The 24,228-nt window shown below is 65.8% G+C and carries 25 protein-coding genes; 14 read left to right on the forward strand and 11 right to left on the reverse strand.

Annotated elements, in window-relative coordinates:
• A complete protein-coding gene (locus Q8R61_RS08335) occupies positions 1–1,464 on the reverse strand; it encodes a sensor domain-containing diguanylate cyclase (protein WP_305536132.1) in 1,464 nt (487 codons plus the stop codon).
• Positions 1,465–1,481: 17 nt separating this feature from the next.
• Positions 1,482–1,913 carry a DUF721 domain-containing protein gene (locus Q8R61_RS08340; protein WP_305536133.1) on the reverse strand — a complete coding sequence of 144 codons (432 nt, stop codon included), beginning with the start codon at positions 1,911–1,913 and terminating at the stop codon, positions 1,482–1,484.
• A gap of 138 nt (positions 1,914–2,051) precedes the next feature.
• Here Q8R61_RS08340 and secA point away from each other — a divergent pair, with 138 nt between their 5' ends.
• From secA to Q8R61_RS08390, 10 genes are all read left to right on the forward strand, one after another.
• Positions 2,052–4,763, forward strand: a complete 2,712-nt coding sequence (gene secA / locus Q8R61_RS08345; protein ID WP_305536134.1) for a preprotein translocase subunit SecA — start codon at positions 2,052–2,054, stop codon at positions 4,761–4,763.
• Between the two features lie 9 nt (positions 4,764–4,772).
• Positions 4,773–5,000, forward strand: coding sequence for a hypothetical protein (locus Q8R61_RS08350; RefSeq protein ID WP_305536135.1), 228 nt, complete (start codon positions 4,773–4,775; stop codon positions 4,998–5,000).
• Positions 5,001–5,154: 154 nt separating this feature from the next.
• On the forward strand, positions 5,155–5,601 hold the full coding sequence (locus Q8R61_RS08355; protein ID WP_305536136.1) for a hypothetical protein: 447 nt from the start codon (positions 5,155–5,157) through the stop codon (positions 5,599–5,601).
• 81 nt (positions 5,602–5,682) lie between these two features.
• The gene (locus Q8R61_RS08360) at positions 5,683–6,048 is read left to right on the forward strand and encodes a hypothetical protein (protein ID WP_305536137.1); all 366 of its coding nucleotides are present in this window, start codon (positions 5,683–5,685) and stop codon (positions 6,046–6,048) included.
• A gap of 73 nt (positions 6,049–6,121) precedes the next feature.
• Positions 6,122–6,451 carry a hypothetical protein gene (locus Q8R61_RS08365; protein ID WP_305536138.1) on the forward strand — a complete coding sequence of 110 codons (330 nt, stop codon included), beginning with the start codon at positions 6,122–6,124 and terminating at the stop codon, positions 6,449–6,451.
• Between the two features lie 9 nt (positions 6,452–6,460).
• Entirely contained in the window at positions 6,461–7,873 is a 1,413-nt protein-coding gene (locus tag Q8R61_RS08370) for a TolC family protein (protein ID WP_305536140.1), read from the forward strand.
• Positions 7,874–7,884: 11 nt separating this feature from the next.
• On the forward strand, positions 7,885–9,276 hold the full coding sequence (locus Q8R61_RS08375; RefSeq protein ID WP_305536142.1) for a multicopper oxidase family protein: 1,392 nt from the start codon (positions 7,885–7,887) through the stop codon (positions 9,274–9,276).
• A gap of 20 nt (positions 9,277–9,296) precedes the next feature.
• Positions 9,297–9,800 carry a cupredoxin family protein gene (locus Q8R61_RS08380; protein ID WP_305536144.1) on the forward strand — a complete coding sequence of 168 codons (504 nt, stop codon included), beginning with the start codon at positions 9,297–9,299 and terminating at the stop codon, positions 9,798–9,800.
• Complete coding sequence (locus Q8R61_RS08385) at positions 9,797–10,108, forward strand: copper-binding protein (RefSeq protein ID WP_305536145.1); 312 nt, start codon at positions 9,797–9,799, stop codon at positions 10,106–10,108. Before Q8R61_RS08380 ends, Q8R61_RS08385 begins: the two co-directional genes overlap by 4 nt.
• A 140-nt stretch (positions 10,109–10,248) precedes the next feature.
• A complete protein-coding gene (locus tag Q8R61_RS08390) occupies positions 10,249–10,572 on the forward strand; it encodes a hypothetical protein (RefSeq protein ID WP_305536146.1) in 324 nt (107 codons plus the stop codon).
• A gap of 8 nt (positions 10,573–10,580) precedes the next feature.
• Here the strand turns inward: Q8R61_RS08390 and Q8R61_RS08395 are convergent, their stop codons facing one another.
• Genes Q8R61_RS08395 through Q8R61_RS08420 form a run of 6 tightly spaced genes read right to left on the reverse strand, consistent with a single transcriptional unit; the run spans position 10,581 to position 16,130 of the window.
• Positions 10,581–11,954 (reverse strand): ATP-binding protein, encoded by a 1,374-nt coding sequence (locus Q8R61_RS08395; protein WP_305536148.1) that lies wholly within the window; start codon positions 11,952–11,954, stop codon positions 10,581–10,583.
• Positions 11,951–12,619, reverse strand: coding sequence for a response regulator (locus Q8R61_RS08400; RefSeq protein ID WP_305536150.1), 669 nt, complete (start codon positions 12,617–12,619; stop codon positions 11,951–11,953). Before Q8R61_RS08400 ends, Q8R61_RS08395 begins: the two co-directional genes overlap by 4 nt.
• Positions 12,620–12,628: 9 nt before the next feature.
• The gene (locus tag Q8R61_RS08405; RefSeq protein WP_305536152.1) at positions 12,629–13,162 is read right to left on the reverse strand and encodes a diheme cytochrome c; all 534 of its coding nucleotides are present in this window, start codon (positions 13,160–13,162) and stop codon (positions 12,629–12,631) included.
• Positions 13,163–13,172: 10 nt separating this feature from the next.
• On the reverse strand, positions 13,173–13,574 hold the full coding sequence (locus Q8R61_RS08410; protein ID WP_305536154.1) for a DUF1924 domain-containing protein: 402 nt from the start codon (positions 13,572–13,574) through the stop codon (positions 13,173–13,175).
• Positions 13,567–14,190 carry a cytochrome b/b6 domain-containing protein gene (locus tag Q8R61_RS08415; protein ID WP_305536156.1) on the reverse strand — a complete coding sequence of 208 codons (624 nt, stop codon included), beginning with the start codon at positions 14,188–14,190 and terminating at the stop codon, positions 13,567–13,569. Before Q8R61_RS08415 ends, Q8R61_RS08410 begins: the two co-directional genes overlap by 8 nt.
• Before the next feature lie 47 nt (positions 14,191–14,237).
• Positions 14,238–16,130, reverse strand: coding sequence for an LTA synthase family protein (locus Q8R61_RS08420; RefSeq protein ID WP_305536158.1), 1,893 nt, complete (start codon positions 16,128–16,130; stop codon positions 14,238–14,240).
• Between Q8R61_RS08420 and Q8R61_RS08425 the strand changes: the two genes are divergently transcribed.
• The 4 genes from Q8R61_RS08425 (at position 16,129) to Q8R61_RS08440 (ending at position 22,144) form a co-directional block, all read left to right on the forward strand.
• Positions 16,129–16,683, forward strand: a complete 555-nt coding sequence (locus tag Q8R61_RS08425; RefSeq protein ID WP_305536160.1) for a hypothetical protein — start codon at positions 16,129–16,131, stop codon at positions 16,681–16,683. The two genes, Q8R61_RS08420 and Q8R61_RS08425, sit on opposite strands and share 2 nt — an antisense overlap.
• Positions 16,684–16,747: 64 nt before the next feature.
• Complete coding sequence (locus tag Q8R61_RS08430) at positions 16,748–17,815, forward strand: efflux RND transporter periplasmic adaptor subunit (RefSeq protein ID WP_305536162.1); 1,068 nt, start codon at positions 16,748–16,750, stop codon at positions 17,813–17,815.
• A 1-nt stretch (position 17,816) separates the two neighbouring features.
• The gene (locus tag Q8R61_RS08435; protein ID WP_305536164.1) at positions 17,817–20,888 is read left to right on the forward strand and encodes an efflux RND transporter permease subunit; all 3,072 of its coding nucleotides are present in this window, start codon (positions 17,817–17,819) and stop codon (positions 20,886–20,888) included.
• Complete coding sequence (locus tag Q8R61_RS08440; protein ID WP_305536166.1) at positions 20,885–22,144, forward strand: TolC family protein; 1,260 nt, start codon at positions 20,885–20,887, stop codon at positions 22,142–22,144. The genes Q8R61_RS08435 and Q8R61_RS08440 overlap by 4 nt, the downstream gene beginning before the upstream one ends.
• A 10-nt stretch (positions 22,145–22,154) precedes the next feature.
• Here Q8R61_RS08440 and Q8R61_RS08445 read toward each other — a convergent pair whose 3' ends face one another.
• From Q8R61_RS08445 to Q8R61_RS08455, 3 genes are read right to left on the reverse strand one after another with little or no spacing between them, the layout of a single operon-like run.
• A complete protein-coding gene (locus tag Q8R61_RS08445; protein WP_305536168.1) occupies positions 22,155–22,901 on the reverse strand; it encodes a tetratricopeptide repeat protein in 747 nt (248 codons plus the stop codon).
• Positions 22,902–22,909: 8 nt separating this feature from the next.
• Positions 22,910–23,491 (reverse strand): c-type cytochrome, encoded by a 582-nt coding sequence (locus Q8R61_RS08450; RefSeq protein ID WP_305536170.1) that lies wholly within the window; start codon positions 23,489–23,491, stop codon positions 22,910–22,912.
• A gap of 44 nt (positions 23,492–23,535) precedes the next feature.
• A complete protein-coding gene (locus tag Q8R61_RS08455; protein WP_305536172.1) occupies positions 23,536–24,114 on the reverse strand; it encodes a cytochrome c5 family protein in 579 nt (192 codons plus the stop codon).
• Positions 24,115–24,228: the final 114 nt, after the last annotated feature.

The following is a 24,228-nucleotide window of genomic DNA, read 5'->3' on the forward strand; positions in this document are numbered from 1 at the left end:
TCAGGCCAGGCTGCCCACGCAGACGCGGTTGCGCCCGCCGTTCTTCGCTGCATACAGGCCGATATCGGCGCGATTGAGCGTGGCTTCGTAAGGCTCCACCCCATCGTACTGGCTGATGCCGATGCTGATGGTGACCGAGATCGTTCCCTTGCCGGCCTTGAACGGGGTGTGCTCGATTTCCCGGCGCACGTGTTCGGCGATGCGTTGCGCGTGCTCAAGGTCGCAGCCTTTGAGCACAAACAGGAATTCTTCGCCGCCCCAGCGCACCGCGATGTCCGATGCCCGCAGGCCATCCAGAAAACGCGCCGCGACCTGTTTAAGGATCTGGTCGCCGACGACATGGCCGTGCTGGTCGTTGATTGTCTTGAAATTGTCGACATCGATCATCAGGATGGAAATGGGGCGGGGATCGCGCCGGTAATCGGCGAAGGCCTTGTCGATGAGGACGCCGAAGGCCTGGCGGTTGAGCAGGCCGGTGAGCTTGTCGGTGGCGGCCATTTTCTCGATGCGCCGCTGGTAGCGCCTGAGCGCGATATGGGTGAGGAACAGCACCAGGATGGTGATGCCCAGGCAGACCGCAAGATTGATGTAGAGGGTGGTGCGGATCTCGGCCAGCGCCTCATCGACGCCTTTCTCCACAAACAGATACCACTTCAGTTCGGGGATGTAGTTCACGTTGAGCAGATAATCGCGGCCGTCGGCACTGAACCGGTAGGAGCCTGATTTCTCGCGCAGGATGCGGTCGACCAGGTCGCGCAGCCCCTCGGTGGCACGCAGGTCGGTTTCCGCGCGCGTCGACGTGTTGCCGAACAGCACCGTCTTGCCCTCTGCATCGACAAAGTAGATGGTGCGCTGGAAACGCTGCTGGTAGTCCGCGATCAGCCGGCGCACCGCATCCACAGTGAGGCCGACACCGGTGGCGCCGAGAAAGGCGCCATCGAAGTCGAATACGCGGTAGTTGACGAAAATGGTCAGGGCGTCGCGGTTGGCCAGGTCGGGGTCGACGTTGATCTCGTAGGGTTCCTGCATTTCGCGCACGCGGTAATACCAGGCGTCGCGGGCTTCCCCGGGCGCCACTTGTTTGAGGACACCTTCGCCGGTGTAATAGCGGGCCGTGCGGTCAGAGACAAAGAAGCTGCTGAATGCGCCGTAGCGGCCCTTGATCTCCCGCAGGTAGCGCGCCATGGACGCGCTGTCCCGTTCGCCGTCCAGCACCCAGTCGCGCACAAAGGTGTCGTGTGCCATGGTCGACGAGAGGAGCACGGGCTGCACCAGGTCCTTCTGGATTTCCGAATAGATGTTGCTCGAGGTGAGCGGCAGCTCCTGGGCGATGATGGCGTCCAGAATGGCCTTCTTCGATACGTAGTAGCTGCTCAGCGTGGTGGCGAAAAATCCACTGATGAGCAGTGCGCTCAGCAGCAGGATCAGGGGCTGGCGCTGGAAAATCCGATGCGTCGAATGCATGGTCGGGTGAGAGGCGCTCAGTCTTTGCGGTGATGCTGCAGCATGCGGCCGATCGCGTCCTTCAGCGGCCCGTCTTCGATGGCGGCGTTGAGGTGGCTGAGTTCGTCGAGCGCGGCGGTCGGCAGGCCGTGTTTTTCGACCGGGTGGACGTAGCGTGCCAGCAGCTCGGGGTTGACGCTGACGCGCACCGCCGCCACCGCGACCCCGAGCTTGCCGAGGCTGGCGATCAGTGCGTCCGTCTGGCCGCGCAGGCGGCTGGCGACGGCGCCGCTGTCGCACGCCAGGCTGAGCCCGCCCGCCTCGAACTGCATGACGCGGACATGCCCGGACAGCGCGGCGGGCAAGGCGCGCTCAAGCGCGGACTGAATGCTGAGCAACGCGCGGGCGCGCGTGGCCAGGCCGTTGGGCAGTTGGCTGGCCAGCAGGTCGGCGAGGCTCGACGTACTCATGCCCGGGACGCGCGCAGGGTCGCCCGGACGGCCCTGCGGAGCGCCCGCGCGGCTGTCTTGACAGCGTCACGGCAAGCCGGTGACGCTATGTTAAAATTCAAGGATTTACCGCGTCCTGCGGGCATTTTCGGATTACTCATGCTGCAATCCCTGTTCAAAAAAGTCTTCGGCAGTCGCAACGAGCGGCTGGTCAAACAATACCTGCAAAAGGTCAAGGCGATCAATGCGCTGGAGCCGGCGATGGAAAAATTGTCCGACGCCGAGCTGGCCGGCAAGACCGCCGAATTCAAGACCCGCCTGGAAAACGGCGAATCGCTCGACAAAATGCTGCCGGAAGCGTTTGCCGTCGTGCGCGAAGCGTCGAAGCGCGTGCTGGGCATGCGCCACTTCGACGTGCAGATGGTTGGCGGCATGGTGCTGCACGACGGCAAGATCGCCGAAATGCGCACCGGCGAGGGCAAGACCCTGATGGCCACGCTAGCGGCGTACCTGAATGCGCTGACCGGCAAGGGCGTGCACGTGGTGACGGTCAACGACTACCTGGCCAGTCGCGACGCCGAATGGATGGGCCGGCTGTATGGCTTCCTCGGCCTGACCACCGGCATCAACCTGTCGCAGATGCCGCACGACGCCAAGCAGGCTGCGTACGCCGCCGACATCACCTACGGCACCAACAACGAATATGGCTTCGACTACCTGCGCGACAACATGGTCTACCAGATGAGCGAAAAGGTGCAGCGTCCGCTGGCCTTCGGCATCATCGACGAAGTCGACTCGATCCTGATCGACGAGGCGCGCACGCCGCTGATCATCTCCGGCCAGTCGGAGGAAAACACCGCGCTCTACCTGCAGGTCAACCAGGTGCCGCCGCGCCTGATCCGGCAGGACAAGGAAGACAGCGAAGGCGACTACTCAGTCGACGAGAAAACGCGCCAGGTGCTGCTGTCCGAGGCCGGCCATGAAAAGGTCGAGGCCATCCTCACCGAAATGGGCCTGCTGCCCGAGGGCGGCAGTCTCTATGATGCTTCCAACATCATGCTGATGCACCACGTGTACGCCTCGCTGCGCGCGCACGCGCTGTTCTTCAAGGATCAGCACTACGTGGTGCAGAACGACGAGGTCATCATCGTCGACGAGTTCACCGGCCGCCTGATGAGCGGGCGCCGCTGGTCGGAAGGCCTGCACCAGGCAGTCGAGGCCAAGGAAGGCGTGTCGATCCAGAAGGAAAACCAGACACTGGCGTCGATCACTTTCCAGAACTACTTCCGCATGTACGGAAAGCTGTCGGGCATGACCGGCACGGCAGACACCGAGGCGTTCGAGTTCCAGAGCATCTACGGCCTGGAAACTGTGGTCATCCCGACCCACCGCCCGATGGTCCGCAAGGACGAGCACGACCAGGTCTACCGTACCGCGGGCGAACGCGACCAGGCGGTGATCAACGACATCCGCGCGCGCAACGCCAACGGCCAGCCGGTGCTGGTCGGCACCACGTCGATCGAGGCCAACGAGCATCTGTCGGCTGAGCTGAAGAAGGCCGGCCTGCCGCACAACGTGCTGAATGCCAAGCAGCACGAGCGCGAAGCCGAAGTCATCGCGCAGGCGGGCATGCCGGGCGGCATCACCATCGCCACCAACATGGCGGGCCGTGGCACCGACATCGTGCTGGGCGGCAGTATCCAGAAGGAGCTCGACGCGATCAGCCTGGATGAGGCGCTGTCCAGCAGCGAAAAGGCCAGCTGCACCGCGGCGCTCAAGGCCGAATGGCAGCCGCGCCACGACGCGGTGCTGGCGTCCGGCGGCCTGCATATTATCGGCACCGAGCGCCATGAATCGCGTCGTGTCGACAACCAGCTGCGCGGCCGCTCCGGGCGCCAGGGCGACCCCGGCTCGAGCCGCTTCTTCCTGTCGCTGGAAGATCCGCTGCTGCGCATTTTCGCGTCCGATCGCGTCGCCGCGATCATGGACCGCCTGAAAATGCCCGAGGGCGAGGCGATCGAGCATCCGTGGGTGACGCGCGCGATCGAGAACGCACAGCGCAAGGTCGAACAGCGCAACTTCGACATCAGAAAGCAGCTGCTCGAATACGACGACGTTTCCAATGACCAGCGCAAGGTCATCTACGAACAGCGCAACGAGCTGCTGGCAAGCGCCGACATCGGCGAGACCATCCGCGCGATGCGTGACGACGTGCTGAACGAGACCATCGACCTGCATATCGCACCTGGCAGCATGGACGAGCAATGGGACGTGGCGGGGCTGGAAAAAACGCTGGCCGGGCAGTTCTCGCTCGATCTGCCGCTGCAGCAATGGCTGGACGAGGACAAACGGCTCGACGAGGACAGCCTGCGCAAGAAAATTTGCGAGGCCGCCGATGCGGTCTACAAAGAGAAGGAAGCCCGCGTGGGCGTCGAGGGGCTGCGTCAGTTCGAGCACGCCGTGATGCTGCAGAGTCTGGATTCGCACTGGCGTGAACACCTGTCCGCGCTCGACCACCTGCGCCAGGGCATCCACCTGCGCGGCTATGCGCAGAAGCAGCCCAAGCAGGAATACAAGCGCGAGGCGTTCGAGCTGTTCTCCGCCATGCTCACCGCAATCAAGGCGGAAGTGACGCAGATCACCTCCACCGTGCAGGTGCGCGCGCCCGAGGATGTGCAGGCGGTCGCGTTGCACGAGCCGCCCAACATGCAGTTCGAGCACACCGAATACGACGAGGGGCGTGACTTTGCCGAAGCCGCCGTGGGTACGACGGCCGTCCCTGCCGACGCCTATCCCAAGGTCGGCCGCAACGATCCGTGCCCGTGCGGATCGGGCAAGAAATACAAGCAGTGCCACGGCAAACTCGTCTGAGGAGTCAACATGCCTTACTACGTGTTTAGACTGGGGATGTTCAAGGTGCTGGAAAAGCAGGGCGAGTGGGCAAACTTCAAGGAAGCCCGCGCCCACGTCAACGAACTGCGCAAGACCCTCGACCCCAAGACCGGCGACAAGTACAAGATGATCTTCGCCGACAACGAAATCGCCGCGCAGGACACGCTGAGCGCCGAGCGCGAACTGGAGAAGACCCTCTCCGGTGACGACTGGTGAAAGTCACTCATAAACCTACTGCGCACCTGTGATCCGGGATCGTGCGCTGCTCGCAATCCTCATGTACTTGAGTACATTCCGGTTGCTGCGCTGCTGACTCACCCGGCTGACAGGCGTTCGCTACGGTTTCTGAGCAACTTTTGGGCAAGTTGCTATGGCTGAATACAACGAAGACGCGTACAGACTGGCCCGCAAGGCCTACATCGAGCACAGCTGTCCCTTCGAGCGGGCGCTGCTGTCACGCTGCGTCAGTTGCAGCCGCTCGCACAAGCTCAATCTGGCCGAGCGCGAGGCGATTGCCTGCAGCGATCCGGAGGTGCGCGAACTCTGCCTGGTTTTTTATCAGGCGCTGCACGAGAATGCGCAGTTCGCGCTGAAGACCAGCCCCGATGCACCGTGGCCGTTCGGCAAGGAAATCCGCGCCCAGTGCGGTGGCGTGCGCGGGCTGGCGATGGCAATGGAGGATGTGGGCAACGAGACCACCGACATCGCCGCGACCGTGCTGCAGGGGCATGTGCATTTCGGCGGCTGCAGCGAGTTCCCCTATTCCGAGATCATGCGGGCGGTGGTGCATTACGAGCCCCGCAAGCGGCGCGGCTAACTGCCCGGCACCGACGCGGGGAACCCGCAGCGCGGCCGGCAGTCTCTTGGGCGGACCCCTTTTTTTGATTACACTGCCTGCGTGCGATCCCGATTCCACCGATTCCTGCTGATGTTGCTGATGCTCGCCCTGCCGGTGCAGGCGCTGGCGTCCGCTTCCATGCTGGGTTGCACCTTCGCGCATCCGGCGACAGTGGCTCAGCTGACGCCGGCCGACGCGGCGATGACGACGCCCTGCCACGAGCCGGAGCCGACCTCCGCCCCCGCCACCCAACATGACTGCAAGCACTGCGCGAGTTGCGCGCTGGCGTCGGCGCTGCCGATTCCAGCTGCCGACGTGCCGGCCATCGTGCCGGCTGTCAGCCGCTACAGCCTTCTGTCCCTCCAGCCCTTCAGCGGCTTTGTTCCCGACGGCCCCGAGCGGCCCCCCCGACCCACCTTCGCCTGAATCCCGCGCCGTCTGACGGCGCGTCCATCGATTTTGAGCGCGGCCCTGCGCCGCGTGATGTGCGAGGTTCTCTATGTTGAACGCTTTATTCCGACGTGCGGCGCGGCTGGCGCATGCACCCGTATTCCGGCTGGCGGTGCCCGGTCTGATGGCCTGGTCGCTGTGGGCACCCACGGCGCATGCCGCCGAGCCGCCGGCAAACGCGCAGGTGATGCCTGCGCCCTTCAAACACTACCAGGGCTGGCGCGACGAGCCGCTGCAGGACTGGCGCCAGGCCAACGAGCGGGTCGGTGAGGTTGGTGGCTGGCGTACTTATCTGCGTGAATCGGCGCCGGGCGGCGGCGCGGATGCAGGCGCGGGCGATCAGGGCAGTCATGGCGGCCACGGCCACCACGGCCATTGAGGAGACGCCATGAATACGAATCCTTTCACCCCCCGTACGCTTGTTCTCGCTGTGCTGTCCGCCACGCTGCTGGGCGGCTGCGCGAGTTTTTCCGAAGACGGCGGGTTGGATGCAATCCAGTCCGCCACCCGCACGCATCTTCAGCAGGACGTCGTATGGACCCGCGACGAGGCCAGCCGCAGCGCGTCGCAGGCGCGGGTCGATGCGCTGCTGGCGCAGCCGCTGTCGGCCGACGACGCGGTGCAGATCGCGCTCCTGAACAATCCCGGCTTGCAGGCAGCGTTCAACACCCTGGGCATCGCCGAGGCCGATTGGGTGGCGGCGCAGCGCCTGCCCAACCCGGGCTTTTCCATCGGCCGCTCGACGCGCGGCAGCGAGGTGGAGTGGGAGCGCAGTTTGCACTTCAACCTGGCGGCGCTGCTGACGATGCCGATGCGCGCCGACATCGAGCAGCGGCTGTTCGAGCAGACCCGGCGCGCGCTGGTGCTCGACGTGCTGCGACTGGCGGCTGAGACGCGCAAGGCCTGGGTCGTCGCCGTGGCGGCCGGGCAGACCGCCGAATACCAGAACCAGGCGATGGAAGCCGCCGAGGCCGGCGCCGAACTGGCGCGACGCATGGCGCAGGTGGGCAACTGGAGCAAGTTGAAGCAGGTGCGCGAGCAGTCCTTCTACGCCGATGCGGCCCTGGCGGTGGCGCGTGCCGGCCAGGCGAAGTTGGCCGCGCGCGAGCGGCTGGTTCGCCTGATGGGGCTGCCGAACGCCGGAAAACTGCAATTGCCCGATCGCCTGCCCGACCTGCCGGCGGCCGTGCCGGCGCTGCCGGACGTCGAGCAGCAGGCGATGGACTCCCGCATCGACCTGCAGATGACGAAGCTGCAGACCGAAACGCTGGCGAAAAACCTGGGCCTCACGCGCAGCACCCGCTTCATCAACGTGCTGGAACTGGGCATCAGCAACAACAGCTCGAACGAGGACCCGACCCAGCGCGGCTACGAGATCAGCTTCGAGCTGCCGCTGTTCGACTTCGGGCAGAGCCGGGTGGTGGCCGCCGAATCGCGCTACCGGCAGGCGCTGGAGCTGGCGCGCGAAGCCGCGGTGAACGCGCGCTCCGAAGTGCGCGAGGCCTACACCCTGCAGCAGAGTCAGTACGCCATCGCGCGCCATTTGCGCGACGAGGTGGTGCCGCTGAAGCAGCGCATCTCCGAAGAGAACGTGCTGCGCTACAACGGCATGCTGATCGGCGTGTTCGAACTGCTGGCCGACGCACGCTCGCAGATCGCCTCGGTCAACGCCGCCATCGAGGCGCAGCGCGACTTCTGGCTGGCCGACGCCGACCTGGCGATGGCGCTGGTCGGCACCCCCGGCAAGATGGCTGTCACTACTGTTTCGTCTGCCCCCGCCGATGCGGGCGGCGGCCACTGAAAGGATTTGCCATGACTTCAAGACGTGATTTTTTCAAGCTGGCCGGTGTGGCCGCGGCGGCGAGCGTCAGCCCGGTGGCGATGGCTCGGCTGCCCGAGATTGTCAGCATGGATACGCCGGCCACCCAGCCGCCCCTGCTGCCGCCCAACGGCCGGCCCTACAACCCGGTGGTGACGCTCAACGGCTGGACGCTGCCGTGGCGCATGAACAATGGCGTAAAGGAATTCCACCTGGTCGCCGAGCCGGTGGTGCGCGAGATTGCCCCCGGCATGAAGGCGCATCTGTGGGGCTATAACGGCCAGTCGCCCGGCCCGACCATCGAGGTGGTGGAAGGCGACCGTGTGCGCATCTTCGTCACCAACCGCCTGCCCGAGCACACCACCATCCATTGGCACGGCCAGCGGCTGCCCAACGGCATGGACGGCGTCGGCGGCCTGACGCAGCCGCAGATTCCCGCCGGCAAAACCTTCGTCTACGAATTTGTCGCGCGGCGTCCCGGCACCTTCATGTATCACCCGCACGCCGATGAAATGACGCAGATGGCGATGGGCATGATGGGCTTCTGGATCACCCATCCGAAGGGCAGGCATCCGCTGATCGATCCGGTCGACCGCGACTTTTGCTTTCTCCTGAACGCCTACGACATCGAGCCCGGCAGTGCCACGCCGCAGGTCAACACCATGCTCGACTTCAACCTGTGGACCTGGAACAGCCGCGCCTTTCCCGGTATCGACAGCCTCAATGTTCGGCTCAATGACCGGGTGCGCATCCGCATCGGCAACCTCACCATGACCAACCATCCGATCCACCTGCACGGAGTGGAGTTCGAGGTGACCGGCACCGATGGCGGGCCGACGCCGAAGGGCTCGCGCTGGATGGAAGTCACTGCCGACATCGCCGTCGGCCAGATGCGGCAGATCGAGTTCCTCGCCGACGAGGAGGGCGACTGGGCCTTCCACTGCCACAAGAGCCATCACGTGATGAACGCGATGGGGCACGATGTGCCGACCATGATCGGGGTCGATCACACGGGGCTCGCCGGCAAGATCACCAAGCTCATTCCCGACTACATGGTGATGGGCGAGCGCGGCATGGCCGACATGGCCGAAATGGAAATGCCGCTGCCCGACAACACGCTGCCGATGATGATGGGGCAGGGACAGTTCGGCCCGCTGGAAATGGGCGGCATGTTCACCGTGATGAAGGTGCGCCGTGAGCAGAAGCGCGGCGACTACTCCGATCCCGGCTGGTACAAGCATCCGCCCGGCACCGTGGCCTACGAGTTGAAGGAGGCGCCCCCCGCGCCGGTGCGCGCGCCGCAAGCCGCTTCGCCGCAGGGCTCGCCCGGTGACGTCGAGGTCAAGGTGCGGAAACCCAGCAGTCATGACGGCCACAACCATTGAACAGCATGAAAGGACATCCGATGAAAACCACCCTGCTACTGGCCGCGTTGATGACGGCCGCATTGACCACCTTGCCGGCACATGCGCACGGCGACAAGAAGCACGCTGCCGCGCCTGTTGTATTTGAACAGACCGCCTGGGGCATCGCCGGCAAGCCCGCCGACGCCAAGCGCACGATCACCGTAGACATGACCGATACCATGCGCTTCACCCCCGACACGATCACCGTGAAACAAGGCGAGACCGTGCGCTTCGTCGTCAAAAACCGCGGCCGCATGCTGCACGAGATGGTGATCGGCACGCCCGATGAACTGGCGAAGCATGCCGCCATGATGGCTAAGTTTCCCAACATGGAACACGACGCGCCCTACATGGTCCATGTGGATCCCGGCAAGACCGGTGAAATCGTCTGGCATTTCAACCGAGCCGGCAGCTTCGAATTCGCCTGCCTGATCGCCGGCCATTACGAAGCCGGCATGCGCGGCACCCTTACTGTCACCCCGAAACAAGGAGCTGCACAATGAAAAAATGGATCCCCCTGCTGGCCGCGCTGGCGTTCGCCCCTACGCTTCACGCCGAACCGGCAACGCCGCCTGTCGCCCAGACCGCCGTGATGAGCGACGGCGAGGTGCGCAAGATCGATACGGCCAACGTCAAGCTCACCCTCAGGCATGGCCCCATCGCCAACCTCGACATGCCCGGCATGACCATGGTGTTCAAGGCGAAAACGCCTGAGCTGTTGCAGGGACTCAAGGTGGGCGACAAGGTTAAATTCCGTGCCGAAGAAATCGACGGCGCCTACACGGTGACGGCGATCCAGCCGGCGCCGTAGCGGTTTCTGCGCAGGCACGGCCACGCACTGGGAAGCCCGGCAGGAAGGGTCTGGACAGATGGCATTTTTGTACTAAACAGAAGGCTCCCCCGACGCGGCAGGGTGCCGTGCCGGAGGGTACTTTCACTCAGGAGACCATGATGAAACAGCTGTCCTTGCTGGCATTTTCCCTTTGCGCGGCGCTCGCCCTCCCGGCGCAGGCCGACCACCACATGACGCAGGAGCGGGCCTACGGATACGAGTTGATGAGTTCGCAGGAGCGGACCGAGTATCAGGAGCGCATGCGCGCAGCCAAGACCGAGCAGGAGCGCGAAACCCTGCGGCTGGAACACCACAAGAAAATGCAGGAACGCGCCAAGGCGCAGGGCAAGACCCTGCCCGAGATGCCCCCTGCAGGTCGCGGGCCCGGCATGGGCCCGGGTATGGGACCCGGCGGTGGAATGGGTCCCGGACCCGGCAAGTGAGACCGGGTTCAGGCTGCCGGGGTGGCGTCGAAGTGGAGGGTGGCCCTGAATCCATGGCCGCCCACCGTGCGTGGCAGCCCGTCACCCAGTTCCAGCCGGGCATGTGACAGCGCGGCAATTCGGGCGACGATGGAGAGCCCGAGCCCGCAGCCCTCACCCTCGACCTCGCCGCGCACGAAGCGTGCACTCAAACGTGAGCGCAGGTCCGGTGCGACACCCGATCCGTCGTCGGCCACGCTGAGCGTGCAGCCCGACGGCGTGCGGGTCAGCCGCACCTCGATCTGTGCACCTTCACCGGCATAACGCAGCGCATTGTCGAGCAGATTGCGTAGCGCGATCTGCAGCCAGGCTGCACTGACCGCAACCGTACATCCTTCTGCCACATCGACTGTCAGGTTCTGCTTGCGCTGATGCGCGAGCGGCAACAGCTCGGCACAGACCTGGGCCACCGTGCCTGCCGGGTCCATCGGAGGCGGTGCCGTACCCTGGCTGGCCGGATCGACGCGCGCGAGCGTAAGCAGCTGTTCGACCAGGTGCGTCATGCGGTCGACGCCGGCGATCACCTGGCTCAGCGCGTGCTGCCGGCTGTCGTCCGCCTGCGCACGCAGCGCCACCTGCGCCTGCACTTTCAGGGCTGCCAGCGGGGTGCGCAGCTCGTGCGCGGCATCAGCGGTGAAGCGGCGTTCGTTGTCGAAGGCGTCCCTGACGCGCCGGATCAGCGCATTGAGCGCGCTGCGCAGCGGCGCGATCTCGTTCGGGAGCCGGGCCGTTTCGTCGAGCGGCGCAAGTGCCTGCGCATCGAGCGTGCCGACCTGCCGCGCCACCGCGTCCACCGGCCGCAGCGCGCGTCCGACGACCCACCATACGGCGAGCGCCATCAGCGGCAGCGCCAGCATCGCCGGCAGCAGTAGCGACAGGCCGATTTCGCGCGCCATCCGTTCGCGTGCGACATGGGACTGGCCGACCACCACGCGGTATTCCGCATCGTCATCCTGCACCGCATAAAAACGCCAGCGCTCTCCCTTGACCTGATGCTCGCTGAAGCCGTTCGCCGTTGCCGTTTCGAATCCGGTGTGTCCGGGAGATGTCACCAAAAGCCGTGTCCGGTCATCCTTGTCGAGCCAGACTTCGAATGCAATCGGCACCGGGTAGTGCCGGGCGTGCTCGTGCAGTTCTTTCACGAAATGCTCAACTTCGCCCCCGGCCACGATTGCCAGCAAGGTTTCGCCCACCTGCGTCAGCTGGTTGTCGAGCAGTTCGTCGGCCTCGTGGTGGGCGCGCTGGTAGACCACCAGCGTGGAGAGCAGCCAGATCACGGCCACGGCGCTGGTCAGCAGCCACACCAGTCGGCGGCGCAGCGAGTAGGCGGTGGCTGAACTCATGGGGAGGGCGAAGACGATGCCATGTAGCCGACGCCGCGTACGGTGCGGATCAGCGCGTTGCCGAGCTTCCTGCGCAGATGATGGATGTGGACTTCGAGCGCGTTGCTGTCGACCGCGTCGTTCCAGGTGTAGAGCTGTTCTTCCAGCGTGCGCCGGGTCAGCACGCGGTCGGCGTTTTGCAGCAGCAGATGCAGCAGGTCGAATTCGCGTGGGGTCAATTCGACCGCTTCGCCAGCACGCGTCACCGTGCGCGCCGCCGGGTTGAGTTCGATCTCGCCCAGCGTCAGCAGCGGCTCCGGGCGGCCGTGGGCACGGCGCACCAGCGCGCGCAGGCGCGCGGCGATTTCGTCGAGGTCGAAGGGCTTCAGCACATAGTCGTCGGCACCGAGGTCGAGGCCGCGCACCTTGTCTTCCAGCTGGTCGCGCGCGGTGAGGATCAGCACCGGCGTCGCGTCGTGGCGGCCGCGCAGCCATTGCAGCACCGACAGCCCGTCGCGCTTCGGCAGCCCGAGGTCGAGCACGACGGCGGCAAAGGTTTCGGTGGACAGGGCGGCGACCGCCGCCTCGCCGTCGCGCAGCCAGTCGACCGCGTAGCCGGCCTGCGTCAGCCCGGCCTTGACGCCGTCGCCGAGCAGGCGATCGTCTTCAACCAGCAGGATGCGCATCGCGTCGTTTCATTTGGGAATCCTGACCGTGTCCTCGTCGAATACACCTTTTTCCGCCTGCCGGTGGCAGGCCGCGCAGTTGGCGGCGGAGCCCACCGACGTGCGAGCCCAGGTAGCGCGCGGCACCTCGTCGTGCTTCTTCACGAACCAGCGGGTTTCGGTGATGCGTAGCGGCGCTGCCTTCGTGTCCATGCGTTGCATCACCTTGTCGCCGATCCGGCTGCGGCCGCTGTCGGCGGCGTTGGCTTCGAGAAAGCGCAGGATATCAGCCTGGGTTGCCGGATCAAGGCTGGCGTTCTCACCAAAGTGCTGCTCGAGGCCACCCATCACGCGTCGCCATGAGGATTTGGGCAGCAGCGCGGGCGAATAGGCCAGATGGCAACTGGCGCATTCCTGCTGCCAGTTTTTGTGGGTGAGGCGGGGCATCAGGTCGTCGCCACCGCCGTCGCCGCGCGCCTCGCCGCCCGAGGGCAGCGAAAACGCCAGCAGGCTGAGGGTGCCGACGGTCGCCAGCACGCCGATTCCGCGCAATACGTAGTTCATGCTGTTCTCCTCATTTCAACTGATTCAGCCATGCGATGAAATCGCCCTTTTCCTGCGCGCTGCATTCGCGCGCGAGCACGTCGGTGCAGTTGCGGCGGAACCATTTCTCGACCTTGGCCGCGTCGGTGAATCGTTGTGGGTTGGCGGCCGGCGCCAGCGGCTCGATACGCTTGCCGACGCGGGTCTGCCCCGCCTGCTTTGGACTTGCGGTGTGGCAGCTGGCGCAGCTCTGCTTGGCGCCGTTCTTGCCGGGATGCTCGCCGCGGTAGAGCGCTTCGCCGCGCGCGGGTGACAGCGCGGTCACTGCCACGCCGGCCGCTTGCGCATAGCGCGCCATGAAGTTTGCGGGGCTGTCGGCCAAAGCGTGGGCCGATAGCAGCATCAGCCCTGCCCCTGCAATCCGCTTAATCATGCTGCACCTCCGGCTTGGCATCGAGGTATTGCTTGCCGGTGACCATGCTCTGCGCCACGCGTTCGCCGCGCAGCTGATGGAACACCAGCGCCGCCATGTGCAGGCCGACAAAGCCCAGCATCAGGACAAAGCCGAATTCGTGCGGGTCTTCCGTCAGGTCTTCGACCCAGCCGGCGTTGCCCAGCCAAGCGGCGAGCGGACCGGTGTTGAATTCGCTGGCGGCAAGCCCCAGGCCGGTGACGACCATCAGCGCCATCACGCCGTAGGCAAACAGGTAGGCGAGGCTGGCGATGGGGTCGTGGCCGACGCGATGCGCGCTCGGCAGGCGCAGGCTTTTCAGGCTGGCCTTCCACGTCGCGGGATGCCACAGGTCGCGCCAGCGTGCGCTGGCCGGGCCGACCAGACCCCACAGCAGGCGCGTCAGCAAGGCCACGGTCAGGCCGTAGCCGGCGAGGATGTGCAGGTTCCAGATCGCGCTTTCCCAGGGGCCGTCCTCGAACGCTTCGGCCAGCTGGCTGCTGATGATCAGCGCGACGACGGACAGCGCGATGGCCCAGTGCAGGACCCGCAGCAGCGGGTCGTATACACGGCGGGATTGAATGTTCGAATGCGACATGGTGAGCTCCTTGTGGGATGCGATGTGCTCACTCTAAAGGCGCATCCTTACCGCATCCTTAAGTCACGCGAAAGATCGACGTGCTGCAGCAGGTCGTCGCGCGCGCGGCGTGCGGTGTCTTGATAAATTCCGATCGCGCGTGCCACCAGCGTGTCGGGCTGGGGTGCGGGTGCGGCGAGTTCCTGTTGCGCATTCAGCTGCCAGTCCTCGATCTGGCGGCCGGGGCTCAATACCACCAGTTGATCGGGCGTCAGGTAACCCAGTTTTTGATAGGTGGCGATGAAGGCGCGTCCGGCATCCGGATAGGCGTGCAGCATGCTGCGGCCCATGAAGCGCGTGTGCTCAGGCAGGCCGAGCAAATCGAGCACGGTGGGCACGATGTCGATCTGGCTGGCGAGTCGGGTGTCGGTGTGCGGGGCCAGGTGCGCGGGCGAATACACGATGGCGGGGATGTGATAGTTCTCCGGCGGCAGGCTGGTTCGGCCCTTGCTCGACGCGCAATGGTCGGCCACCAGCACGAACACCGTGTCCTTGAACCAGGGCTTGGTGCGCGCCTGTTCGATGAAGCGGCCCACCGCGTAGTCGGAATATTTCACCGCACCCTGGCGGCCGCGCGGCAGATCGATGCGGCCTTCGGGAAAGGTAAACGGCGTGTGGTTCGACGTCGTCATCAGGTGCATCAGGAAGGGCTTGCCGCTGGCGGCGTCGCGGTCCATCTGCTCCAGCGCGTAGTCGTACAGGTGCTCGTCGGCCACCCCCCAGATGTTGCCGAAGCCGCGATGGCGTTCGGGGAACTGGCCGCGGTCGATCGGCTGGTAATGGTTGCCGGCGAAATAGGCGTCCATGTTGTCGAAGCGCGCGTAGCCACCGTACATGAAGCGGTTGACGTAACCGTGGTCGGCCAGCACCGCGCCCAGGGTTTCCAGGTTCTGGTTGTGCTTGCGCCAGATGATCGAATGCCCGGGCAGCGGCGGGATCGCGAGCGACAGCGCCTCCAGCCCCCGCACGGTGCGGTTGCCGGTGGCGCGCAGGTTGGCGAGGAAAAGGCCCTCTTCGGCCAGGCGATCGAGGTTGGGCGTGAGGCCCTGTGTGTTGCCGCCGTGTGCCGTGTAGCTGGACGACAGGCTTTCCATCGTGACGATGACGACGTTCTTCGGCGGCGTGGCAGACACGATGCGCGGCAGTGTGGAAGCGGGTGTGGCAGAGATCTGCGAGCGCGTCGCGTAAAAATCGAAATAGTCGATCTCGTTGTTGCCGAACGCATAGGCGAAGCTGTAGAGGCCGTTGGCGGAGAGTTCCTTCTGGTATTCATTGGCGCCGTGGCGTGCATCCATCGACCAGGCCGATCCCAGCATGCCTGCCACGGCCACGCTCGCCAGCCACACCCCGACCCGCGTACGCCGTTGCGCACCCGGTGCCGCAGCACGCAGCAGCCAGCCGCGGCTCATCCACACCAGCGCCAGCACGGCAACGGCCAGTCCGCCGAGCAGCGTGCCGACCGGAAAGCTTTCACGGATGTTGCCAACCACTTCCTGCGTATAGACCAGATAGTCGACCGCGATGAAGTTGAAGCGCACGCCGAACTCGTCCCAGAAGAACCATTCGGCCAGCACGCCGAAACCCAGCGCAAAGAAGGTCAGCGCCGCAAGGGCCAGCACCAGTCCGTGCCGCATGCGCCCGGGCTGCCTGCGCGTGCCGAGCGCGCTTTCCAGCAACAACACGGCAGGCAACAGCAGCGCGAGCGACACCAGATCGAACGCCAGCCCGGTGCCGAAAACGCTGATAGCCGAGGCAAGCGTCATCTGTGCAGCGTGCCAGGTCTGCGCCATCAGGACTCCGCGCAGGCCCGTGTGCAGCAACAGGAAGCCCACTGCCAGCCAGGTCGTCAGCGGATACAGCGCGGCAAGGGATCGAAGGCGCGTAGCGGTCGTGGGATACATGGCTGTCCTCATTGAATGGAGGACAGCATCGCATCCAGAACTTAAGGCAGGCTTAAGGATCGATGGGCAGGATGCACCCGTCGCCTGCCACGATGGCAGGGCCGCGCTGCATCCTGCAACGTATCAATCGCGTCATTTTTCACAATATCGTTTAACTCACCTGACAGTGTCGCATTCAAATTTCCGCTTCCTGATGCTCTGGTTCTTCGTCGCGCTGCAGACGATGGCCCCGTTCATCCATGCGCATGCAGGGGCGGTGCAGCTGAATCACGCGGGTTTTCTGCATGGGCACCAGGGCGTGCACGGCGATGCCGCCTGGCACGTGGTGGCAGGGGATGAACGCGGCGCGGAGGTCGAGGTGGCGCAGGGCATGCCTGTGCGCAGCGATACCCCGGCAATGACTGCAGCACCCGCACCGCTTGCCGCAAGCCTGCCGTTGCCACACGCTGCTGCTGCAGCATGCCCCGGCGCAGGCTTGCCGGCGCCTCCTCCGCTACACCTGGCGCTGCCAGACCACACCCTTCCCCACGCTTTAGCGCCGCCCCTGGCCTGATCATCCATCGCGGCGCGTCGCCCGACGCGCCTGCCTGCTGTTTATTTGCATCTGGAGATCAAACATGGCCGCTGGTTTTCTTGCCGCTCGTATTCTTGTTGTCACGATTCTTGTGCCGACGTTGTTCGCCGTTCCCGCTGTCGCGGCGGACGTCCTGCCCCTGTCCGCTGCCCAGAAAAAGAATCTGGGTATTGCCACCGCGGCCGCTGCCGCGCAAACCGCCGGCCCTGCGCTCACCTATCCGGCGCGGGTGACGCTGCCGCCGGCCAGCGTGCGCGTGATCGCTGCGGCAGGCGCCGGGCTGGTGACGCAACTCCACGTGCAGGCGGGCGACACGGTCAAACGCGGCGCCTCGCTCGTCACCCTGTCGATGCCTGGCCTGGCGGATGCACAGAATGCCCTGACGCAGGCTCGGCTGAAATCGAAGCTGGCGGCCAGCAATGCTGCGCGCGACCAAAAACTGTTCGGCGAAGGCCTGATCGCCGAATCACGGCTGCGCGCGACGCAGTCTGAAACCCAGTCTGCGCTCGCCAGTCTGGCGGCGGCGCAGGCGGCCTTTTCCCTGCTCGGCACCGGCAAGGTGTCCGGCAGCGCGATCACGCTCACCGCCCCGATCGCCGGCGTGGTGACAGAAAGTGTTGCCGAGCCCGGCCAGCGGGTGGATGCCGGCATGGCGCTGGTGAAAGTCGCGGACCTGTCGAAACTGGCGCTGGAGATTCCGCTGAGCCCGGCGCAGGCGCGCCAGGTTGCCGTCGGGCAATCCGTCACGGTGGCAGACAGTTCGGCCAGCGGGCGCATCACGGCCCTGCTGCCGCAACTCAACGCCGCGCAAAGCGTGCTGGTGCGCGCCAGCCTCGTCGATCCGCAGAAATTGCTGCGTCCCGGCCAGTCGGTGCAGGCCGCCATCGCCGGTGCGCAGTCGGCCGGCAGCCTGATCGTGCCGGCTGCCGCGCTGGTGTGGAAGGCCGCTGTGCCCCATGTGTTTGTCGAGACCGCACAGGGCTTCACGGCGACGCCGGTGCAGCTCGTCCGCCAGAACGCCAGCCAGGCCGAAATCACCGGCCTTGCCGCCGGCAGCCGCGTCGCCATCAAGGGCGTGGCCGCGCTCAAGGCCCAGTGGCTCGGGGAATGACATGCTGAACATCCTGATCGAATTCGCGCTGGCGCGACGCTGGCTGATGCTGGTGCTCGCGCTGATATTGGCCGGGCTGGGTGTGCGCGCGTTCCAGCAAATTCCCATCGACGCCTTTCCCGACGTCTCGACCACCCAGGTCAAGCTGATCCTGAAGGCGCCCGGCATGACGCCGGAGGAGGTGGAAGCGCGCATCACCCAGCCGGTGGAAACCGAACTGCTGGGCATCCCGAACCAGACCATCCTGCGCAGCCTGTCGAAGAACGCGCTGGTCGACATCACCGTCGACTTCGAGGAAGGCACCGACATCTACTGGGCGCGCCAGCAGGTGGCGGAACGCTTCGCCAATGTGAAAGGCGACTTGCCCGGCAACGTGTCGGGCGGGCTGGCGCCGATTTCCACTCCGCTGTCCGAACTCTTCATGTTCACCGTCGAGGGTCCGCTGTCGCTGGCGGAAAAACGCACCCTGCTCGACTGGACGATACGGCCGCAGCTGCGCGCACTGCCCGGCGTGGCCGACGTCAACACGCTCGGCGGCCGCGTGGCGACCTTTGCTGTGGTTCCCGATCCGGCTGCGCTGGCCGCGCGCGGCGTGAGCTACGGCGAATTGCGCATGGCGCTGGAAAGCAACACTCGCAACGATGGTGCCGGACGCGTCAACGAAGGCGAGGAAACCTGGGTGGTGCGCGTCAACGGCGGCGTCGCGTCGCTCGATGACCTGCGCCACATCGGCATCAAGAGCGTGGCCGGCGTGGTCGTCACGGTGGGCGACGTCGCACGCGTCGAACTGGGCGAGATGACCCGCTACGGCGCGGTGACGCAGGACGGCAAAGGCGAGGCGGTGGAAGGTCTGGTGATCGGACTCAAGGGCGTCAACGCCGGCGTTCTGATCGAGAACGTCAAGTCCAAACTCGCCGAGATTCAGGCCACCCTGCCCCAGGGCGTGACGATCTCGCCGTTCTACGACCGCGCGCAACTGGTCGACCGCGCCGTCGGCACGGTCAGCAAGGCGCTGCTGGAAGCGGCGGTGCTGGTGGTGATCCTGCTGCTGCTATTCCTCGGCAACCTGCGCGCGGCCCTCGTGGTGGCGTTGATTCTGCCGCTGTCGGTGCTGGCGACTTTCGTGCTGATGCGCCAATTCGGGCTGTCGGCCAATCTGATGAGCCTGGGCGGGCTGGCGATCGCGATCGGCTTGCTGGTCGACGCCGCGGTGGTGGTGGTGGAAAACGTCGTCGCGCATCTGGCGCACGATCCGGAGAACACCAGCGAAACACCGCTGCAACGCGTGCTGTGGGCGACGCAGGAAGTCGCCAGCCCGGTGACCTCGGGCATCGCCATCATCGCCATCGTGTTCCTGCCGCTGCTGACGCTGGAAGGGCTGGAAGGAAAACTGTTCGCGCCGGTTGCGCTCACCATCGTGTTCGCCCTGGCCGCCTCGCTGCTGCTCGCGCTCACCGTGATTCCGGTGCTGGCCTCGATGTTGCTGAAGCAGGGCGCGCATACCGACCCGTGGCTGCTGCGCAAGGCACAAGGCCTCTACACACCGCTGCTCGGGCGCGCCCTGGCACGTCCGAAACTCGTGTACGCCACCGCTGGCGTGCTGATGCTGGGGGCGATTGGGGTCTACCCTCTGATCGGCAAGACCTTCATGCCGGTGATGGACGAGGGCGACATCCTGGTGCAGCTGGAGAAGCTGCCGTCGATCAGCCTGGAAGAATCGGTCGCGCAGGACCTGCGGGTGCAGCAGGCGCTGCTGAAGAACGTGCCGGAAATCCGCCGCATCGTCGCGCGCGCCGGCGCCGACGAACTGGGGCTCGATCCGATGAGCCTCAACGACACCGACTCCTTCCTGGTGCTCAAACCGATGGACGAATGGCGCAAACCGGACAAGGAATGGCTGACCGGGGAAATCCGCAGCGTGGTCGATGGCTTCCCGGGCATCGCCTACAACTTCACCCAGCCGATCGACATGCGGGTGTCGGAAATGCTCACCGGTTCGCGCGGCGACGTCGCGATCAAGATTTTCGGCCCCGATCTCGCCACGCTCAACCGGCTGGCCGGTGAGATTTTCGCCGTGGTCGAGACGATACCCGGCGCGTCCGACGTCTACACCCAGCAGAACGAGGGCGCGCAGTATCTGCAAGCGGAAATCGATCGCGATGCGGCCGGCCGCTTTGGCCTCAGTGCCGACGACATCGCCCTGCTGCTGCGCACGCAACTGGAGGGTGAAATCATCGGCACGATCCAGCAGCAGGGGCGGCGGGTTCCGCTGCAGTTGCGCGGACCGCAAGGTTTGCGCGAGTCGCCGGACGCGCTGCAGGCGATCCGCCTGACGCTGGCGGACGGCCGCGAAATCAGCCTCGACCAGGTGGCGCAGCTCAAGCGTACCAACGGCCCGGTCGCGGTGAAGCGCGAGAACGCCGCGCGCTTCACCGTGGTGCAGAGCAACGTCGCCGGGCGCGATCTGGTGAGCTTCGTCACCGACGCACAGGCCGCGGTGGCCGCGCAGGTCAAGCTGCCGCCCGGCTACAGCGTCGCCTGGGGCGGCCAGTTCGAAAACCAGCAGCGTGCCGCGCAACGCCTGATGATCGTGGTGCCGGTGGCGCTGCTGCTGATCGGCTTCCTGCTTTACGTCACCTTCGGCGATGCGCGCCAGGCGCTGTTGGTGATGATGAACGTGCCGCTGGCGCTGATCGGCGGCATCTTCGCGCTGGCGGCGTCGGGCGAGTACCTGTCGGTGCCGGCGTCGGTCGGCTTCATCGCGCTCCTGGGCATCGCGGTGCTGAACGGCGTGGTACTGGTCAGCCATTTCAACCAGCTGCGCAATCAGGGCCTGAGAGGCGACGCCGTGGTGCGGGAAGGCTCGCTGCGCCGTCTGCGCCCGGTACTGATGACGGCCAGCATCGCCGCCTTCGGCCTGGTGCCGCTCTTGTTCGCCAGCGGCCCCGGTTCCGAAATCCAGCGTCCGCTCGCCATCGTCGTCATCGGCGGTCTGGTCAGCGCCACCCTGCTCACGCTGGTGGTGCTGCCGCTGCTGTATCGCCAATTCATTCTGAAAGGAGAACGTGCATGAATGCCGTTCACAAACTGGCCTTCGCACTGGCGCTGGCGTTTGCCGCTCCAGTGCACGCCGATTATTTACCCGATCCCGCCGCCGCCGAAGCCGCCCTATGGGCGTCGCCCATGGTGGCCCAGGCGCGCGGTGAGTTCGCTGCACAAACGCTGAAAAGCCAGGGTCTGCAGCGCGGGCATGCGGAATGGGCGGTGAGCGCGGATGTCGCGCAGCGCCGGATCCAGAGCCCCCTGCGCGAATCCCAAGCCGAATGGGGCGTGGCGCTGTCGCGCCCGCTGCGGCTGCCGGCAGTTGCCGCAGCCGACCGCACGCTTGCCGGCGCGCTGACGGCGCATGCCGAGGCGAATCTCGGCGAAGCCTTGCACGAAAGCGGGCGACAACTGCTGGCGCTGTGGTTCGACTGGCTGAACGAAGCCAGTCAGGCGCAGCTGTGGCAGGCGCAATTTCAGTTGGCAGAGCGGCAGCTTGATGCCGTGAATTCGCGGATCAGGCTCGGCGAGGCGCCGCGTGCCGAACGCGTCAATGCCGAAGCCGCGCTGGCCCAAATCCGCCTGCAGCAGCAACAGGCCGGCCTGCGCATGCAGCAGGCGCACAGCCGCCTGCTGGCGCAGTTTCCTGCCCTGCCTTTGCCGCCGGATCGAGAGCTGCCGCAGCCGGTGCCGCCCGCCGGATCGGCGGATGCGTATGTCGACGCCGTACTGGAACACAACCACGAACTGGCACGCGCGCGCCGTCAGGCCGACGTGCTGCAGGCCGAAGCGTGGCAGCTGGCGAAGCGGCGCAGCGCCGACCCCAGTGTGGGCGTGTTCTACAAGAACGAGGTAGGTGGCGACGAGCATGTGCTGGGCCTCAACGTCGGCCTGACCCTGCCGGGCGCAGCGCGGCGTTATAGCCAGCAGGCGGCCCAACAGTTGAGCGCCACTGCGCAGGATTCCGCGATGCGGCTGGAACAGCGGCTGCGTCAGGAAGCGCGCACCGATTTTGAAACGGCGGCGACGCAGGCTGGAAACTGGGGTCAGGCTGACCGTGCCGCGCAGATGCTGGAGGAAGCTGCGCGCCTCGCTGCCCGGGCCTACAGCCTGGGAGAAGGCGGCCTTGATCAGGTGTTGCTCACGCGCCGGCTGGCACTTGATGGACGCGTCCAGGCACAACAGGCGCAGGTTGCCGCGCTGGCAGCTGACGCCCGGCTGAAACTGGATGCGCACGAACTGTGGCCGCTGGACGTGCATGCGGACGACACGCACGCGCACCCTTGAAAGGGCAAAATCAGGGCGTGGCGGGGGCGGCCGCCGGCGCGGTGGGCGTAGACGCGGCGCCAAGGCTCATTTTCTGCGCCTCTTCCTGCATCGCCGCAATCTGTTCGGGCTTCAGCTGCCACACCAGGCTGTCGCGCGCCTTGGCGGCGGCGTCCACGCCCTGGGCGGCGGCGAGGTTGTACCACAGGTAGGCACGCGCCTTGTCCATCGCCGTGCCGGTGCCATAGCGATAGAGTTCGCCCAGGCTGTATTGCGCGCGCGCATAGCCGCGCAACGCAGGCTTTTCGATCCAGCTGAACGCGGCCTTGTAGTCCTGCACCACGCCGCGCCCCTGCAGGAGTGCGAGCCCATACTGGTATTCCGCTTCGGCCAGCCCCTGTTTGGCCGCCATCGCAAGCCAGCGGGCGGCTTCCGTCTCGTTCTGGACCACCCCGTCGCCTTCGGCGTAGCGCATGCCCATCTGCAATTGTGCTTCCGGATCGCCCTGTTCGGCACGGGTGTGCGGCAGATGATCAGGCAGGGTTGCGGTCGGCTGGGAGGCGTGGCGGTCGCTGGCCAGCCAGGCGGTGAAGCCGACCAGCGCCGCGACGCTCGTCAGCAGCAGTAGCGGCTTGATCGGATTGAACACCCAGAAGCGGTGGTTGCAGGAACGACAGCGCAAGGGTGTCTGAAGCAGGATGCGGCGCACGCCGTTGTGGGCATGCAATGTGCCGCTGCGAATCTTGTCGCTCCCGCATTGTGGGCAGACGAGCGACATGGCGGACCTTAACGCGACTGCGCGACCATATAGTCGACTGCGGCCTTGACGTCGCCATCCGACAACGCGGGGTTGCCGCCCTTGGCTGGCATGGCGCCCTTGCCGCGCAGGCTGGCGGTATAGAGCGCGTCCATGCCTTGCGCCAGGCGCGGCCCCCAGCTGGCGACATCGCCGGTCTTCGGCGCACCCGCCACCCCTTTGTCATGACAGAACGCGCAGGCCTGACGGTAGATCTGTTGGCCATGCACCAGATCGGCCGCAGGCGCGCTGGCCGCCTTGGCTTCAGATTCAGATGCGGGCGCGGCCGGCTTGGGTTGGGCCGGAGCGGGTGTGCTGGGCGCCGCGGCAACGGACGCAGGCGGTGTTTGCGGTGCGGCTTCGGCTTCGCTGGCGTCGGCGGTCACGCTCGGTTCGGCGGTGAACGGCTCGACGGCGGGTGCTTCGATCACCGGCGGCGCCAGTTCCGGCGTGGTTTTCGCGCCATCAGCCACGGTCGTTTCTGCTGCAGGCGGCGCGGCTGTGTCGGACGGTCCACAGGCAAGCAGCGATACAGCTGAGACGACAATCAGTAGCGTGGTGGCGTGGTTCATGTGTCTTCCCTTGCGTAGTGGTTGGGGTGTGTCGTGCGCGCAGCTTACGGCTTCGGGTCGGCAGCCGCTGCAGCAGGCGCCGCCGGCGCAACAGGCGCTGCTGCCGCCGCCGCAGGGGCTGCAGGCGGTTCCGGCGCCTTGTAGTTGGCACCCGCCGAGTTGGCCAGGTAGGCCACCGCACGCGCCATTTCGATATCCGACAAATCGCTGTCGCCGCCGCGCGCGGGCATCTGGCGCAAGCCTTCGATCGCATGCTTCACCAGCGTATCGTAGCCCTGGCCGAGGCGGCCGGCCCAGTCGCCGCGGGCATCGAACTTGGGCGCGCCCAGCGCACCCGAGTCATGGCACGAGGCGCACACGGCGACATAGACTTCCTGGCCGGATTTTTCGACGCGTGGCGCGTTGGCGTCGAGCGCGGCCAGCTTGGCGACCGGCTGAATGCGTTTGAGCGTGGCCTTCTCGGCGGCTTCGCTGGTGGTGTCGGGCTGGTGGCCTTCCTGAATACCGAGCACCAACATGACGATCAGGAAAATGGCCAGCAGCGGCGCGAGCAGTCCGGCAATAACGGAAATGATGACTTCCTGCGGAGTGGCTTGGGTCATCTTGGCGTGCGAATCGGCCATGGAAAATATCCTTAGGGGAGTTGCGTCAAAAGCCGGAATTATAAGGAAAGCCGCCCCCGCAGGAAAGGGCGGCGGGGCGGCCGGGTGGATGGACGCCCCCGAGCAAACCGGCTA

The sequence above is a fragment of the Thiobacillus sp. genome (assembly GCF_030696885.1).
Lineage (GTDB): Bacteria > Pseudomonadota > Gammaproteobacteria > Burkholderiales > Thiobacillaceae > Thiobacillus.

Excerpts from the sequence above, each read along its gene's own strand:
- Q8R61_RS08335 (WP_305536132.1), bottom strand. The coding sequence starts at position 1,464 with ATGCATTCGACGCATCGGATTTTCCAGCGCCAGCCCCTGATCCTGCTG.
- Q8R61_RS08340 (WP_305536133.1), bottom strand. The coding sequence starts at position 1,913 with ATGAGTACGTCGAGCCTCGCCGACCTGCTGGCCAGCCAACTGCCCAAC.
- secA (WP_305536134.1), top strand. The coding sequence starts at position 2,052 with ATGCTGCAATCCCTGTTCAAAAAAGTCTTCGGCAGTCGCAACGAGCGG.
- Q8R61_RS08350 (WP_305536135.1), top strand. The coding sequence starts at position 4,773 with ATGCCTTACTACGTGTTTAGACTGGGGATGTTCAAGGTGCTGGAAAAG.
- Q8R61_RS08355 (WP_305536136.1), top strand. The coding sequence starts at position 5,155 with ATGGCTGAATACAACGAAGACGCGTACAGACTGGCCCGCAAGGCCTAC.
- Q8R61_RS08365 (WP_305536138.1), top strand. The coding sequence starts at position 6,122 with ATGTTGAACGCTTTATTCCGACGTGCGGCGCGGCTGGCGCATGCACCC.
- Q8R61_RS08370 (WP_305536140.1), top strand. The coding sequence starts at position 6,461 with ATGAATACGAATCCTTTCACCCCCCGTACGCTTGTTCTCGCTGTGCTG.
- Q8R61_RS08375 (WP_305536142.1), top strand. The coding sequence starts at position 7,885 with ATGACTTCAAGACGTGATTTTTTCAAGCTGGCCGGTGTGGCCGCGGCG.
- Q8R61_RS08380 (WP_305536144.1), top strand. The coding sequence starts at position 9,297 with ATGAAAACCACCCTGCTACTGGCCGCGTTGATGACGGCCGCATTGACC.
- Q8R61_RS08385 (WP_305536145.1), top strand. The coding sequence starts at position 9,797 with ATGAAAAAATGGATCCCCCTGCTGGCCGCGCTGGCGTTCGCCCCTACG.
- Q8R61_RS08390 (WP_305536146.1), top strand. The coding sequence starts at position 10,249 with ATGAAACAGCTGTCCTTGCTGGCATTTTCCCTTTGCGCGGCGCTCGCC.
- Q8R61_RS08395 (WP_305536148.1), bottom strand. The coding sequence starts at position 11,954 with ATGAGTTCAGCCACCGCCTACTCGCTGCGCCGCCGACTGGTGTGGCTG.
- Q8R61_RS08400 (WP_305536150.1), bottom strand. The coding sequence starts at position 12,619 with ATGCGCATCCTGCTGGTTGAAGACGATCGCCTGCTCGGCGACGGCGTC.
- Q8R61_RS08405 (WP_305536152.1), bottom strand. The coding sequence starts at position 13,162 with ATGAACTACGTATTGCGCGGAATCGGCGTGCTGGCGACCGTCGGCACC.
- Q8R61_RS08410 (WP_305536154.1), bottom strand. The coding sequence starts at position 13,574 with ATGATTAAGCGGATTGCAGGGGCAGGGCTGATGCTGCTATCGGCCCAC.
- Q8R61_RS08415 (WP_305536156.1), bottom strand. The coding sequence starts at position 14,190 with ATGTCGCATTCGAACATTCAATCCCGCCGTGTATACGACCCGCTGCTG.
- Q8R61_RS08425 (WP_305536160.1), top strand. The coding sequence starts at position 16,129 with ATGGCTGTCCTCATTGAATGGAGGACAGCATCGCATCCAGAACTTAAG.
- Q8R61_RS08420 (WP_305536158.1), bottom strand. The coding sequence starts at position 16,130 with ATGTATCCCACGACCGCTACGCGCCTTCGATCCCTTGCCGCGCTGTAT.
- Q8R61_RS08430 (WP_305536162.1), top strand. The coding sequence starts at position 16,748 with ATGGCCGCTGGTTTTCTTGCCGCTCGTATTCTTGTTGTCACGATTCTT.
- Q8R61_RS08435 (WP_305536164.1), top strand. The coding sequence starts at position 17,817 with ATGCTGAACATCCTGATCGAATTCGCGCTGGCGCGACGCTGGCTGATG.
- Q8R61_RS08440 (WP_305536166.1), top strand. The coding sequence starts at position 20,885 with ATGAATGCCGTTCACAAACTGGCCTTCGCACTGGCGCTGGCGTTTGCC.
- Q8R61_RS08445 (WP_305536168.1), bottom strand. The coding sequence starts at position 22,901 with ATGTCGCTCGTCTGCCCACAATGCGGGAGCGACAAGATTCGCAGCGGC.
- Q8R61_RS08450 (WP_305536170.1), bottom strand. The coding sequence starts at position 23,491 with ATGAACCACGCCACCACGCTACTGATTGTCGTCTCAGCTGTATCGCTG.
- Q8R61_RS08455 (WP_305536172.1), bottom strand. The coding sequence starts at position 24,114 with ATGGCCGATTCGCACGCCAAGATGACCCAAGCCACTCCGCAGGAAGTC.